The organism is Vibrio sp. SCSIO 43140 (assembly GCF_023716585.1).
GTDB lineage: Bacteria > Pseudomonadota > Gammaproteobacteria > Enterobacterales > Vibrionaceae > Vibrio > Vibrio maritimus_B.
On sequence record NZ_CP071850.1, the window covers coordinates 1118569 to 1132428 of the forward strand.

The 13860-nt window shown below is 45.0% G+C and carries 13 protein-coding genes; 10 read left to right on the forward strand and 3 right to left on the reverse strand.

All coding sequences use genetic code 11. The features are described 5' to 3' along the window. Positions 1-61 precede the first annotated feature (61 nt). The 5 genes from J4N45_RS05330 (at position 62) to J4N45_RS05350 (ending at position 5766) form a co-directional block, all read left to right on the forward strand. On the forward strand, positions 62-2206 hold the full coding sequence (locus J4N45_RS05330) for a TonB-dependent receptor (protein ID WP_234494154.1): 2145 nt from the start codon (positions 62-64) through the stop codon (positions 2204-2206). Positions 2207-2358: 152 nt separating this feature from the next. Beyond that, positions 2359-2823, forward strand: coding sequence for a Fur family transcriptional regulator (locus tag J4N45_RS05335; RefSeq protein WP_252013962.1), 465 nt, complete (start codon positions 2359-2361; stop codon positions 2821-2823). Between the two features lie 26 nt (positions 2824-2849). Next, positions 2850-4184 carry a dihydroorotase gene (locus J4N45_RS05340; protein ID WP_252013963.1) on the forward strand — a complete coding sequence of 445 codons (1335 nt, stop codon included), beginning with the start codon at positions 2850-2852 and terminating at the stop codon, positions 4182-4184. Between the two features lie 24 nt (positions 4185-4208). Further along, complete coding sequence (locus J4N45_RS05345; RefSeq protein WP_252013964.1) at positions 4209-4769, forward strand: LbetaH domain-containing protein; 561 nt, start codon at positions 4209-4211, stop codon at positions 4767-4769. Beyond that, positions 4759-5766 carry a CobW family GTP-binding protein gene (locus J4N45_RS05350; RefSeq protein ID WP_252013965.1) on the forward strand — a complete coding sequence of 336 codons (1008 nt, stop codon included), beginning with the start codon at positions 4759-4761 and terminating at the stop codon, positions 5764-5766. Before J4N45_RS05345 ends, J4N45_RS05350 begins: the two co-directional genes overlap by 11 nt. Before the next feature lie 56 nt (positions 5767-5822). On the opposite strand, the gene J4N45_RS05355 is transcribed toward J4N45_RS05350, so the two are convergent. Continuing rightward, positions 5823-6695, reverse strand: a complete 873-nt coding sequence (locus tag J4N45_RS05355) for an aspartoacylase (protein WP_252013966.1) — start codon at positions 6693-6695, stop codon at positions 5823-5825. 138 nt (positions 6696-6833) lie between these two features. After that, on the reverse strand, positions 6834-8117 hold the full coding sequence (locus tag J4N45_RS05360) for a DEAD/DEAH box helicase (protein ID WP_252013967.1): 1284 nt from the start codon (positions 8115-8117) through the stop codon (positions 6834-6836). 548 nt (positions 8118-8665) lie between these two features. On the opposite strand from J4N45_RS05360, the gene J4N45_RS05365 reads away from it, so the two are divergent. Further along, positions 8666-9301 carry a murein L,D-transpeptidase catalytic domain family protein gene (locus tag J4N45_RS05365; protein ID WP_234494147.1) on the forward strand — a complete coding sequence of 212 codons (636 nt, stop codon included), beginning with the start codon at positions 8666-8668 and terminating at the stop codon, positions 9299-9301. 85 nt (positions 9302-9386) lie between these two features. Here the strand turns inward: J4N45_RS05365 and J4N45_RS05370 are convergent, their stop codons facing one another. Further along, entirely contained in the window at positions 9387-10778 is a 1392-nt protein-coding gene (locus J4N45_RS05370) for a DEAD/DEAH box helicase (RefSeq protein ID WP_252013968.1), read from the reverse strand. A 267-nt stretch (positions 10779-11045) separates the two neighbouring features. Between J4N45_RS05370 and J4N45_RS05375 the strand changes: the two genes are divergently transcribed. The 4 genes from J4N45_RS05375 (at position 11046) to J4N45_RS05390 (ending at position 13761) form a co-directional block, all read left to right on the forward strand. After that, complete coding sequence (locus tag J4N45_RS05375) at positions 11046-12428, forward strand: MATE family efflux transporter (RefSeq protein ID WP_252013969.1); 1383 nt, start codon at positions 11046-11048, stop codon at positions 12426-12428. Positions 12429-12822: 394 nt separating this feature from the next. Then, the gene (cspE, locus tag J4N45_RS05380; protein ID WP_252013970.1) at positions 12823-13035 is read left to right on the forward strand and encodes a transcription antiterminator/RNA stability regulator CspE; all 213 of its coding nucleotides are present in this window, start codon (positions 12823-12825) and stop codon (positions 13033-13035) included. A 377-nt stretch (positions 13036-13412) separates the two neighbouring features. Further along, positions 13413-13559: a hypothetical protein gene (locus J4N45_RS05385; protein WP_252013971.1), complete on the forward strand. Its 147-nt coding sequence runs from the start codon at positions 13413-13415 to the stop codon at positions 13557-13559. A gap of 1 nt (position 13560) precedes the next feature. Then, positions 13561-13761: a hypothetical protein gene (locus J4N45_RS05390; RefSeq protein ID WP_252013972.1), complete on the forward strand. Its 201-nt coding sequence runs from the start codon at positions 13561-13563 to the stop codon at positions 13759-13761. Positions 13762-13860: the final 99 nt, after the last annotated feature.

The following is a 13860-nucleotide window of genomic DNA, read 5'->3' on the forward strand; positions in this document are numbered from 1 at the left end:
ATTGGGTTTGATAGCTTCTGGGAATGAGTCGCGAATTTTTATAAACATCACGGGTAGTATTGTGAAAATCTCCAACCTAAGTCTAGCTATTGGCAGTGTGTTAGCTCTGGCTGCACCTTCTCTATATGCATCAGAAACTGCAAACACAGATGAAACCATGGTTGTAACGGCAAGCCGTTCGCAACAGAAACTCAGCGACGTGCCTCGTTCGGTAACGGTAATCGAGAAAGAACAGCTAAGTCGAGTTATGGACCAGAGTCGTAACATCAATGAAGCGCTTTCTATGCTAGTACCGGGTATGGGTACCTCAGTGCACGGTAATTTGAGTAGCAAAGGTCAAAACCAGATCCGTGGTCGTCGTGTTCTTCTAATGATTGATGGCGTATCACAAAACAACAGTTTCCTAGACTTTGGACAAGAGCTTTCTTCCATCGATCCGCAAAACGTTGAGCGTATCGAGGTTATTCGTGGTGGTAGTGCGGTATACGGTCTAGGTGCGCAGGGGGGTATCATTAACGTGATCACTAAGCGTCCGGAAGCAGGTGAAACTCAGTACCGCACCAAAGTGGGTACTAACTTCCAAGAATTTGGCAGTGATTCACTAAGTTGGAATGTGTACCAAGAAGCGCAAGGTGGTAACGACACTGACCAGTGGCGTATCGGCCTTGGTTATGATCAGCGTGGCGGTAGCTACGACGCAAGTGGTAACCGTCTTCCATCAGTGAATAACGCTGATGACATGGACAATATTAACCTCAATGGTGTTTGGAACCGAGATTTCGATGCTGAGCGCTCACTGACATTTAACTTCGGTGTTCGCCGCATGGAAGATAACGATGGATGGTGTGCGACAGGTGGTAACGGTGCTGAGGGTACTCCTGCAGAAGCTGTACATTGCGGTCCGGGTTACAATAACAACGTAGCCGGTAATGTTGGCGTGAATGGTCCAGCCCAGCCAAATAATGTCAAGCGTACTTTTGCGAACTACCAGTTGCGTTATCAAGACATTGGTTTCGCGTGGGGTATGCTAGATGTCACGGGTTACTGGATGACTCAAGATACCGAGACCTTTACGCTCGCAATGAAAGACAATGTCCCAGGCTCTCCGACAGAAGGTCAAACGTACTACGGTCATAACATGACAGACTTTGATCGTTACGGCATGAAGCTTAACATCTCGAGCATGGTAAGCTGGGCAGACATCACGTGGGGTATGGACGTAGAGCAGCAAAGCTTTAAGCAACCAAACAGCGTTGGTTTCTACAACAATACGCCAGATGTTGAACAATTTGCGATTGCACCTTTCAGCCAGTTTGCCAGCCAAGTGACAGATAATACGACGCTTTCATACGGTGTACGCTATGAGTATGTGCGTCTTGGTGTGGACGACTTTATCGTAGGTAATACCCATGCTAACGCTGGTAAAGCGGTTCAGGGTGGTAATCCTGATATCAGTGAGTTCCTATTTAATGTTGGTGCAACTCACTACTTAACGGATAACCATCAAGTCTTTGCCTCGTTTGCCCAAGGTATGTCAACGAACGAAGCTCTGCGTGCAATTCGTACTGGTGATAGTGATAACGTCGAAGGCGCGATTCAACCGATTAAGACGGATAACTACGAAGTTGGTTTCCGTGGTGTAGTGGGTCTTGCTGATTACTCTCTAGCAGGCTTCTACAGTTCATCAGATCTGGGTTCAACACTGAACTACGATGAAACCAACAACCGCCTAGAGAGTACTCGTGCGCCTGAGCGCGTTTGGGGTGTGGAAGCGACATTAGGCTTTGACATCATGCCAAACCTACGAAACGACAATACTGTTTCTTGGCAAGAGGGTGAGCGTAAGCTGGACGGAGACAGCGAATGGCAACCACTCGACGGTACTCGTATTGCGCCGATTAAGATCACCTCTAGCTTCCTGTATGACACGCAAGACTACGGTCGCTATAACCTAAACCTTCTGTATTCAGGTGCTCGTGATAAGTCAGACGAGATCACCAGCGGTGCAGGTTACGCTGTCGAAAGCTTCTTCCTAATGAACATGGGCGCCTACTACGATCTACCAGTTGGTACGATCAACGTGGCGGTAGAGAACCTACTTAACGAGAAGTACATGACGCCTTACGCTCAAGCTGAGCGTAACAACTCTCGCTACTACTTTGCGCCAGGTCGTCGTATTTACCTAGGTTACGAAGTTAAGTACTAGCAAAATAAAGTACCTGATTCCAAAAGCGCTCTCGAAGAGCGCTTTTTTTATATCTGACAAAATACAGTCGATGCAACGAGACTATTGGGTTGTTCTAATTGTTATGTTATAACATTTTGCAAGTGAGCAATTTAAATGTATGAGTGCACCTAATGAGTTCAATTAACGACCTACTCGCTCATGCTGAGCGACATTGCACGTCTCAGGGAAAAAGACTGACAGCGAAAAGGAAGCAAGTGCTGTCTATATTACTCAGTGCTAGCAAGCCACTATCAGTCTATGAGCTAATAGACTTTGCGCGCGAGAAGTACCACGTAAATCTTCAAGCAATGTCGGCATATAGAATGCTCGAGTTCTTAGAAGAGGAACATTTAGTTCACCGCCTTAACGTATCGAACAAGTATGTGGCATGTGCGCATATCCATCGCGATTGTGAGCATGGCATCCCTCAATTTTTGATCTGTTGTAAGTGCGACAAAATTGTCGAGCAGACCATACATCCATCAATGATCACCAACTTAGAATCAAATGCAGAGCAAGAAGGCTTTACCGTGGTTAGCCCTCAGCTAGAGATTAACTGTGTTTGTGATCAATGTGCCTCAGATGTCGGCAAGTAAACCAATTAAGGAGATAAAGTCACCCCATGTCATCAACGCTAATTATTAACGCCAAAGTGGTCAACGAAGGTGAAGTTCGAGAGACGGACGTGCGTATCAAAGGACAACGTATTGAGCAGGTAGCGGCAAATCTTAGTGCTCTGCCTAATGAGCAAGTGATTGACGCAAAAGGGGCCTACTTGATGCCTGGTATGATTGATGACCAGGTTCATTTTAGAGAGCCGGGACTCACTCATAAAGGCTCGATTGCTACAGAGTCATTGGCAGCGGTCGCTGGTGGTATCACAAGTTATATGGAGATGCCCAACGTTAGCCCTTCAACTACAACCATTGAAGCGCTTGAGCAGAAATACGCTATTGCTGCAAAAAATTCTGCCGCCAACTATGCCTTCTATCTTGGTGCGACAGAAGACAATTTGGAGCAGATCAAAAGGTTGGATCCTAGCAAACACTGCGGTGTAAAAGTCTTCATGGGGGCATCAACTGGCGATCTCTTAGTGGAGCATCCGGAAGCGTTAGATAAGATTTTCCGTGATTCACCGGTATTGATTGTGACCCATTGTGAAAGCGGCGCTGTGATCGCTGAGAACAAAGCTCGTTTGCTTGAGAATCGTTCTGAATTCACTATTGACGATCATCCTTTACTGCGTGATGACAAAGCATGTTATGCCTCTTCATCCTATGCGGTCGATCTGGCGAAGAAGCACCAAAGTCAGCTGCATGTTCTGCATATCACGACAGAAAAAGAGTTGAGCTTGTTTGAGGCTGGTCCTGTGGCCGGGAAAAATATTACTGCTGAGGCTTGTGTGCATCATTTGTGGTTCACTAATCAAGACTATGTAGAGAGGGGTAACCTGATTAAATGTAATCCAGCGGTGAAATATCAAAGCGACCGTGACGCGATTATTCAAGCGATCAAAACGGGCCAAATCGATATCATTGCGACCGACCATGCTCCTCATACGTTCGAAGAGAAGCAGGTTGAATACGATAAGGCACCAGCGGGTTTGCCCTTGGTTCAGCACGCACTACTCACACTTATGGACCATGTCCACTACGGTAGATTGAGTGTGAGTGACGTGGTCGAAAAGACCGCACATAACCCAGCTATTCGCTATGGCGTTGAAAATCGCGGGTTTATCCGTGAAGGCTATTACGCTGACCTTGTCTTGATTGATTGTGATTCCGTTACTCAGGTGACGCATGAGAACACCTTTTACCATTGCGGCTGGTCACCATTCTCTGGGCATTCTTTCTCCTCTCGAGTCAAGCGTACGTGGGTAAATGGTGAGATGGTGTTTGACGATACTCAGCCAGTGCTCGTTGATTCTAATGCTATGCCACTATCATTCAGCCGTTAATCTGTAAGTTGTAGAGATTCCAATATGTTAAGAAAAAACCCAACGGGTCATATGCCGGTCGTATCTGAAACGGCGTTCGTTGATCCTACCGCCATCATCTGCGGCAAAGTCGTTATCGAGGACAATGTCTTTATTGGTCCTTATGCGGTGATTCGAGCGGATGAAGTGAATGATGAGGGTGATATGGAGCCAATCATCATTAGACGAGACACTAATATTCAAGATGGTGTGGTGATTCACTCAAAAGCGGGCGCAGCCGTGACCATAGGTGAGCGCTCTTCCATTGCTCATCGCTCGATTATTCATGGTCCTTGTGAGGTACAAGACGATGCGTTTATTGGTTTTAACTCAGTTGTATTTGATACAGTCATTGGCAAAGGGTGTGTCATCCGCCATAACTGCGTTATCGATGGACTAGACTTACCAGATAACTTCCATGTGCCGCCAATGACGAACATTGGTGCTGATTTTGACCTCAACAGCATTTCAAAAGTACCGCCTAAGTATTCCGCTTTCTCTGAGTCTGTTGTTTCAGCAAACCACACATTGGTGCAAGGTTATAGGAGAATCGCAAATGAGCTCTGAGAGCACGGTCATAGAAAGTGTACCAACGAACATCATTACTGGCTTTCTTGGCGTCGGCAAAACATCGGCAATTTTGCATCTACTCAAGAATAAGCCCGAGCACGAGCGATGGGCTGTGCTCGTTAACGAGTTCGGTGAGATTGGTGTTGATGGCAGTTTAGTGCAAGGGCAATCCGGTGAGACCGAACAGGTCTTTATTCGAGAAGTACCAGGTGGCTGTATGTGCTGTGCGGCGGGGCTACCGATGCAAATCGCACTTAACCAGTTATTGCACGAGGCGAGACCAGACCGTTTGCTTATTGAGCCTACAGGGCTCGGGCATCCAAAAGAAGTACTCGAAGTTTTATCCTCTGAACATTATCGAAAAGTGTTGTCGCTGCAAAAAACGCTGACGCTTGTTGATGCGAGAAAGCTTTCTGATACTCGCTACACCAACCATGAGACATTCAATCAGCAGATAGCGATTGCAGATACCGTTGTTGGTAGCAAAATCGATTTGTATCAAGCTGACGAGAAGCAACTGCTGGAAGGGTATGTTGAGCAGGTGGGGCATCCTGATGCAAAAGTGATATTTGCAGAGCACGGCAATATTCCGTTTTCTGCCTTTGAAGGGGAAACACTTGCGAATGAGCAGCATCACCATCACCACCACCATCATCACTCTTCAAAACCGCTTGCGTCAGAATTACCTATGCCAGAGGGCGGTATGATAAAGGCTGAGAATGAAGGCGAAGGCTTCAAGAGTATTGGCTGGCGATTTGCACCAAACAAGGTGTTTGACCGCCAAAAACTGGCGCTGCTGCTTTTAGACCTGAACGTTGAGCGCATGAAAGCGGTGTTTATCACCAATAGGGGTATTTTTGGTTACAACCTGACATCAGATGGGATAACTGAAATGGAGCTGGATGATTGTGAGGAAAGTCGAATTGAGCTCATTGCAGATAAGCTTGATGAGACCATCGAACAGCGACTTCTTGCTTGTGTTGCCAGTATTTAGAAATCATATAACTAATTAAGTAAACAGGCGGGGTTCAAGTCCCGCCTGTTTTGTCTTCAGCGCACTCGAACTGTGCGTTTCTCTGCCATCGCCATTGCAATATTGCTCTGACAATAGGCGCTCTCATTTATAAAGTGTGGGTAGACGGTTTCGTTACCTTGCCAATGTACATCGTAGCCTAGGAACGTCGCTAGGATAGGCTCTCCAGGCTTAACCGCGACAAAGTCTTTACCACAGAGTGTTGGATGGACAGTCGCAAGGCGCATCCCATCAATATCGAGCGGGAACATGACCTCTTCAATATAACCATAAGCGTCATAATCGCTAAGTTTTAGTGCATTGTTTAGATTGGTATTCTCTATATAGTCGAGTACCGCGGTGAGCAAGTTTTTCATTAACTCTAGCGTCTCGTATTTAAGCGAGCCATGAGCTTGTGCACCAACCTCAAGCATCAACCCATGGTGACCTGTCGTGCATAAATAAGGTTGGTCGATCCATGATTTACGGTCTTCAAACAGGATATTCGCTTCGGGCATGCGCTGTTTGACGTAGGCCCCCATCCTTGCGTAGTAAGGATCGCTTGATAGTAGAATCAGCGTTGCACCCATGTTGCTTGTGGTGTTGTGTAGGTCAATGATCAATTGATTTTCGTTGTCGGCATGCTGCTTAACAAACTCTGCCGCTAAACGTTTTTCGTTGGCGTCAGATTCTAAGTCAGCAGACGAAAAAGCTCGATTTAAGTCTATGTCGATGAAACGAGCATTCTTTTTCACTGCGGGAGGGTTACCCACCGTATTCTCGACTTGAAATGTTGGTCGGTCGGCCTGATACACGCCATCTCGAATGAGTTTTTGTAAGTAAAGGCCTGATAGCTCATTGCCATGTGTACCAGCAACAAGGAGTACCTGATTAATAGAGGGGTTAGCCATAGTTACATCTGCCAATTGGAATGTTTGAAATGTTATAACATAACAATAAAGGCAAAATCTAGGGATAACCTATCAACAATAAAAAACGCCACTGACGTAGCACGTCAGTGGCGTTTTTCAGGAGGCGAATGGGCGTTATTAAGCGCCTTTAGACTTGTTACGAATAGCGCGCATCATCTTCAAACGTCGCTCTGCAGAGCTTTGCTCCTGCTGAGGATTGTTCTTACGACCTTGGCGATCTTTATAAGCAGGTTTGCTGTGCATCTTAGTCAGCAGGGCATCACGGCTTTTTGGCTCGTAGCCTGCAAGCTGGATACGCTTGATACGCTGCTGTATTAGGTTTTCAACCTGAACCAGCGTTAGCTCTTCGTCACGACTAACAAAAGAAACGGCATGGCCTTGTTGTCCAGCACGACCCGTACGGCCTATGCGGTGAACATAATCTTCAGCAAGGAACGGCATGTCGTAGTTCACTACGTGAGGAAGACCTTGGATATCAAGACCACGTGCTGCAACTTCTGTCGCGACCATGACACGTGCTTTACCAGATTTGAACTCTTCTAGTGCACGGCGGCGGGAGCTTTGTGCTTTATCACCGTGGCACAGAACGGCCTTGATGCCATCAAGCTTAAGCTCTTTAACCACTTCGTTTGCGGTTTCTTTGTAGTTTACGAATACCAAAACTTGCTGCCAGTTCTTACGACCGATGAGCTCAGACAGTAGCTCCAGTTTGCGCTCTTCATCAACAGGGTAAACCACGTGGAAAACCGTCGCGGCTGTTGAGTTTTCTTCGTTAACAATAACGCGCTTAGGCTTACGAAGAAGGTCTTGTGCCAACGCGTTCATTTGCGCTGAAGAGGTTGCCGAGAACAGCATAGTTTGTGGGTGACCAGCGATGCCGCTCATGATGGTGCGAATAGCACTGATAAAGCCCATGTCCAACATGCGGTCAGCTTCATCGAAAACTAGGAACTCAAGGTTTGCGAGGTTGAGGTTACCGAGTTCAATGTGCTCAATTAGGCGGCCAGGGGTTGCAACCAACACGTCAGTACCTTTCTCAAGTTTGCGTTCTTGAGATGACATCTTAGCGCCGCCGTAAACAGCGGTCACTGTTAGATCAACATACTTAGTGTAGTCAGCGATATTGTTGGCAATTTGATCCACGAGCTCACGCGTTGGCGCCAGAATCAGTGCTCGAGTCGTTGCACGGCCAGCTTGCTGTGGTGCATCTAGCAATTGTTGGATGATTGGCAAAGAGAATGCCGCTGTCTTACCCGTTCCCGTTTGTGCGTGCGCAAGGATATCGTGTCCACGACGAGCATGAGGGATCGCTTGTTGCTGGACAGGGGTGAGCTTTTCATAACCACACTCAGTAAGCGCTTGTACGATTTCTGATGAAAAACCTTGTGATGAAAATGACATTCTATGTTCCTAAAAGCAGATGACCGTGTTCTCTAGCCCAGTAACTGCTCGTGCAGGCAACTAGGAAAAAGATGGGCGCAGATTATAAAAGAATTCTAGACGTAAGTGGTGACTATTTTGGGGTGTTTTGGTGAAAACTTCACCAAAACAGGCTTTATTGGCTGATTGGAGCACAGAAGGTGTGTCGTTCTTATGGTTATGGGTGCAAAAAACAACTTAAATGTTGGGATAGGGGGAGCGTCAAATCGCATGTGTTGTCTACTAGAGAAGTGGCTATTGTGAGCGGTCTTGTGATCTTCTGATAGTAACCGGTATGCATACTAATCGAGATTCAGTAAACGCATTTGTCTATTTTGCTACAGTTAACTTATTGAAATTAAATATGTTGAATTCGCTATTGGTAATTATTTTTCGATCTTATTCAAATAATGATGTAAAAATACGTTAATTTTATTCTATTAGCACAAAAGTTAAGCTAATATTGGCAGCTAATTAAGGACATTGAGGTCCGATAAAATAGATTCAAATTAGCTTAAATTGTTGTAATAATGGTAAAAAATATTTTTTCGCCGTTGTGGTTGTTGGCACTTGTCGCCGTAGTACTGTTTTCCCACAACGTTCGCAGCGAAGTAAAACTAGAATCAGGTACGATAAAAGGTATATATCGCAGTGCTCAACTAGAAGGTGTTGTGGATTTTCAACTATTTAGCGATGCATACAACGCTTATGAAAACGCAGCAAACCGTTCTAAGTCCCTGCTTACTATTATTGATTACTCTAAGCCTTCGACAGAAAAGCGTTTTTTTGTCATAGACTTAGATAAGAAGTCGTTAGTTTTTAACACTTACGTTTCTCATGGCGTAAATAGTGGTAAGAAAACAGCGACGAAGTTTTCAAACATTGTGAATTCGCGCAAGACCTCACTAGGTACCTTCTTGACGGACTCGACCTACTACGGTTCGAATGGCTACTCATTGCGCCTCGATGGTCTAGATAAAGGCATCAACGACAACGCACGCGAGCGCTACATAGTGGTTCACGGTGCAGACTACGCGAACGAGTCTTTTATTAAGCAAAATGGCTATCTAGGCCGTAGTTGGGGATGTCCGGCATTACCGGAAAACTTGTCTCGAGAAATCATTGATACCATTAAAGGTGGCAGCGTAATATACGCTAGCGCATAACTTTATGAATTGATTCATAATATCGATTATAAAAATCCCGCATTTAGTATGCGGGATTTTTTATTTGTTCTCGTTAGATTTGTATCTAATCTTGTTTAGGTTTATTTGAACGCGAGCGATTTGGTCTAGGCTTACGTGGTTTATTCGCAGGTTGCTCACCATTGTTATTGCGCTTGAAATTAAACTTGCGCGGTTTCTTTTTACCCGTTGCAGAAGGTTTATTATTTTCAGCATTCTTTTTAGCTGATGAATTACCTTCTTGTTGATTTTGCTTTGGATTTTTAGGCTTCTTCGCCTTTTTAGGTTTCATTGGACGGGTATCCAACTTCGACTCCGGTATTGTATTTACAGGCGTAAAACCGTCAAGTTCATGCCTTGTGAGTAGCTTGCCGATCAGGCGCTCAATCGCAAACAGCTCTTTTGCTTCGTCAGCGCATACTAGAGAGTAAGCGTTGCCAGTTTCACCAGCGCGTCCGGTACGACCGATTCGATGCACATAGTCTTCAGAGACATTCGGAAGGTCAAAGTTGACCACTTGCGGTAGCTGAGGAATATCAAGCCCGCGAGCTGCTATGTCGGTCGCTACCAGGACACGCACTTCACCAGATTTGAAGTTAGCTAACGCTTTTGTTCGTGCGCCTTGGCTTTTGTTACCGTGAATGGCGAGCGCGGTGATCTTCTTCTCTTCTAGATAACGAGCTAGGCGGTTAGCGCCATGCTTAGTTCTGCTAAATACCAATACTTGCTGCCAGTTACCGTCTTGGATGAGCTTAGCAAGCATGGCTGGTTTCTGTTTTTTGTCCGCTACATACACGCTTTGCTCAACAAGCTTAGTGGTTGAGTTTGGTGGTGTAACTGAGATTTCGACAGGATCGTTGACTAGCCCTTTTGCAAGATCGCGAATTTCATTAGAAAACGTGGCCGAAAACAGTAAGTTCTGGCGCTTCTCTGGCAGTAAGTCGAGGATTTTTTTGATATCACGATAAAAGCCCATATCCAACATGCGGTCCGCTTCATCAAGCACCAGCATTTCAAGTTGAGAAAACTTGATTGCGTTTTGCTGATACAGATCGAGTAAACGCCCCGGGGTTGCTACCATGATGTCGCAACCTTTGCGTAGCTTCATCATTTGTGGGTTGATTTTCACGCCACCAAAAACACACTGTGAAGTCAGAGGTAAGTAAGCGCTATATTTATAGACGCTTTCATGCACCTGAGCGGCGAGCTCCCTTGTTGGAGTCAGGATGAGGGCGCGAATATGGTTAGCTTTAACTCGATTACCTGTATCAAGGTTTTGAATCAATGGCAGGGCGAAGCCTGCGGTCTTGCCGGTGCCCGTTTGAGCGGCAGCCATAACATCCTTACCTTCGATGATGGCAGGGATTGCTTGCTCTTGTATGGGCGACGCTTTCTCATAACCTAGCTTTTTAAGCGAACGAAGAATAGGAAGGGAAAGACCTAATGAATCAAAACTCATAGTGATACTCAATTAAAGGAAAGAGAGGCAATTCGGTGAGATATGCCGTAAACCCAAGGATAGGGTAAGGCGCGCTATTCTGCGTGGTTTTGTGACTAACTTCAATACAATTTTGGTTGCATTATTTCAGCGATTTATGACTAAAGCGGTATTGAATTCTAAGACTAAGGTGTTTATATTGTCGCCGCCTTAGACGGGCACACCCTAAAATGCGCACTCGCCATCCTGCCTCCACTGGTGCATTTATATTGGTGTTATAAGACATTCATGCAAACGACTCCTCCTCCTTTAACTCGTTTTTCTAAAGAATCGGGCGCTTTGATGCACCTGTCAGTACCGATTATTTTGACGCAGCTTGCTACCCAAGCGATGGGCTTCGTGGATACCACGATGGCAGGTCAAGTGAGCGCAGCCGATCTGGCGGCGATCGCTCTGGGTGCTAGCCTGTGGATCCCGGTTCTTCTTTTGCTTCGCGGTGTGATCATGGCATTAACGCCAGTGGTTGCGTTTCACCGTGGCGCGCGCGACTTTGATAGTATTTCTGTCGACTTCTTTCAGATGGTGTGGCTGGCACTGACATCGAGTGCTTTGCTTATTGCCTACTTAGTCAGCGCAAAGCCGATTCTTGAGTGGATTGGTGTCGCGTCAGAGATCATTCCTATTGCCAGTGACTACGCCTATGCGTTGGCATTTGGTGTTCCCGGCATTGCACTTTTCTATACCTTGAATGGTTTTTGCGAGGGGATGAACAATACCAAAGCGCCAATGATCATTTCAGTGATTGGTCTTTTGGTGAACATTCCGGTTAACTATGTGCTTATCTACGGTAAGTTTGGCTTCCCTGAACTTGGCGCTGTGGGCTGTGGCTGGGCAACGAGCTTGGTGTACTGGTTGATGTCAGGTCTGCTGTACTCTTACATTAAGGGGCATCACCATTACAAAACCATCATTCGTTTTAACGATATCAAGCCAAGAGTAAAGGCGATCTTCAACCTGCTGAAACTAGGTTTGCCGATTGGGATGAATATTGCGGTATGTGGCAGTATCTTTGCTGTGATTGCACTGCTTATCGGTCGGATTGGTGCCGAGAATGTTGCCGCCGCACAAATCGCGCTCAACATATCCAGCATGACCTATGTGATCCCAATGAGTATCTCTTTTGGTATCACGATCCGTGTAGGGCATGCACTAGGTGCAAAAGACGAACTGGGTGCGATTGAACGAAGCAAGATTGGTATTTTGGTTGCGGCACTGTTGTCACTCTGCTCAGTGGCGATGTTCTTGTTGTTCCCTGATTGGATTATTCGTCTTTACACCACAGACCCTGCGGTAAGTGCTACAGCGGCAACCCTGCTAGTATTCACTGCTATGTATCAGTTCAGTGATGCGCTTCAGACTTCGGCTAATGGCGCCCTACGTGGCTACAAGGACACCAAAGTACCGATGATCCTTGCCATTGCCTCGTATTGGGGACTGGCACTACCCCTAGGTGTGGTGCTTGGTCTAACTGACCATATTGTTCCCGCTATGGGAGAAAAGGGCTTTTGGGTGGGTATTCTTACTGGATTGACGGTTGCTGCTGCATTAATGTTGCTGCGACTACGCTCTGTGATAAAGCGTCGTGATTCTCTGATCGTTGGTAATGTTTAAACGTCTATATCTAGAATGACATCGGGCGTGATAGCGTTATCTATCACGCCTTTTTAGTCACAAGGTTTCCGCTCTAATTTGATATAGTTGATGCTTATGACTCTGAGCGTTTACTGATTTTTGAAGTTTCTAATGTAGGGCATTTAAGAGGTTCATTTTACTGTCTATTTTTAAAAGAATGAAAAATAAACAAAGAAATGTATATCTATTTGTTTGAGACAGTGTATAGTGTATCTCAGCTCAAACAGTGAGCTATTGATAACTTATTTAGTTCAAGCTTTTCTCAGTTCTCTATCGATTTGATTCATCATCTCTATCCTGCCCTGCGATACCTTTTTCTTCATTCCTTATTTAGTAGCTCTCTTTCTAACACAATCAAACTATCGAGATATACATGTCAAATAAAACAACTGGTTCAGTAAAATGGTTCAACGAAACTAAAGGCTTTGGCTTTATCGCACCAGATAATGGCAGCGCTGATGTTTTTGTTCATTTTAGATCAATTACCAGCGACGGCTTTAAAACACTAACGGAAGGTCAAAAAGTTTCCTTTAATGTTGAGCAAGGCTCTAAAGGCCCACAGGCAGCAGACGTTACTGCGCTGTAATAATTCTGGTGAGATCTTTTCGACTTTCTAGTAACGGAAAGATCTCTCTTTTAGTACTTATTAAGGAGTTAAATTATTAGAAGATCCAATCGTAAGAAATATTGGTATTATGTTTTGCGCGAGAAAAATCAACTTAAGAGTAAAATCTAGTTGTATCAAGTAAATTACTATCTTTATCACACCAACACCTCTTGGTCAGCGACCATAAGTCAGCTTAATAGCGACGTTCTGACTCGTCATGTTCTTCAGAGAGGAAATGTTAATTGCTTAAACTTACATTTCTCATTTAGTGAATTAGAACAAAAAGGAAAAATACTAAACTCCCAAAATATGGTCTTAGGGGATTTTTATATTTCCGAAATCAAGGAGATTAGTCATTGAAAAAACCAACAGTGCGTAAAGTCAAAAAAGAAATTGTCGATAATAATGAAAGTGATGTTCGTAAAGATACCGCTCACGAAGTAAGAAAAAAGATCGAGAATATTCTAATAGAACGTGAGCGAAAAAAATTATGGGATCTATAAAATGAGAAAACCTGCAAAGAAATCAAGTAACAAAAACCGTAAGAGCAGCTTTGAAGAGAAGTTTTCTCATATGGTCGCTGAATATCAAAAAGCTAAAGAAGTTTTGGATTCTTTGGCTGAAGGCACTGCTGAATATAACAAGCAGAAGAAAGTCTGCGATAAGCTTTTTGCTAGTGCTGAACGGTTTATAAACTCGAATTAAATCTCCCATTCTGTCTGCTCTAGAGAGTGGCGATGGAAGCAGATGTGAATACGGACGACATAGGCACATATTCTATGAGACGTATACGATCAGAAACGG

Excerpts from the sequence above, each read along its gene's own strand:
- J4N45_RS05340 (WP_252013963.1), top strand. The coding sequence starts at position 2,850 with ATGTCATCAACGCTAATTATTAACGCCAAAGTGGTCAACGAAGGTGAA.
- J4N45_RS05355 (WP_252013966.1), bottom strand. The coding sequence starts at position 6,695 with ATGGCTAACCCCTCTATTAATCAGGTACTCCTTGTTGCTGGTACACAT.
- J4N45_RS05360 (WP_252013967.1), bottom strand. The coding sequence starts at position 8,117 with ATGTCATTTTCATCACAAGGTTTTTCATCAGAAATCGTACAAGCGCTT.
- J4N45_RS05375 (WP_252013969.1), top strand. The coding sequence starts at position 11,046 with ATGCAAACGACTCCTCCTCCTTTAACTCGTTTTTCTAAAGAATCGGGC.
- J4N45_RS05365 (WP_234494147.1), top strand. The coding sequence starts at position 8,666 with ATGGTAAAAAATATTTTTTCGCCGTTGTGGTTGTTGGCACTTGTCGCC.
- J4N45_RS05370 (WP_252013968.1), bottom strand. The coding sequence starts at position 10,778 with ATGAGTTTTGATTCATTAGGTCTTTCCCTTCCTATTCTTCGTTCGCTT.
- J4N45_RS05335 (WP_252013962.1), top strand. The coding sequence starts at position 2,359 with ATGAGTTCAATTAACGACCTACTCGCTCATGCTGAGCGACATTGCACG.
- J4N45_RS05345 (WP_252013964.1), top strand. The coding sequence starts at position 4,209 with ATGTTAAGAAAAAACCCAACGGGTCATATGCCGGTCGTATCTGAAACG.
- J4N45_RS05350 (WP_252013965.1), top strand. The coding sequence starts at position 4,759 with ATGAGCTCTGAGAGCACGGTCATAGAAAGTGTACCAACGAACATCATT.
- cspE (WP_252013970.1), top strand. The coding sequence starts at position 12,823 with ATGTCAAATAAAACAACTGGTTCAGTAAAATGGTTCAACGAAACTAAA.
- J4N45_RS05390 (WP_252013972.1), top strand. The coding sequence starts at position 13,561 with ATGAGAAAACCTGCAAAGAAATCAAGTAACAAAAACCGTAAGAGCAGC.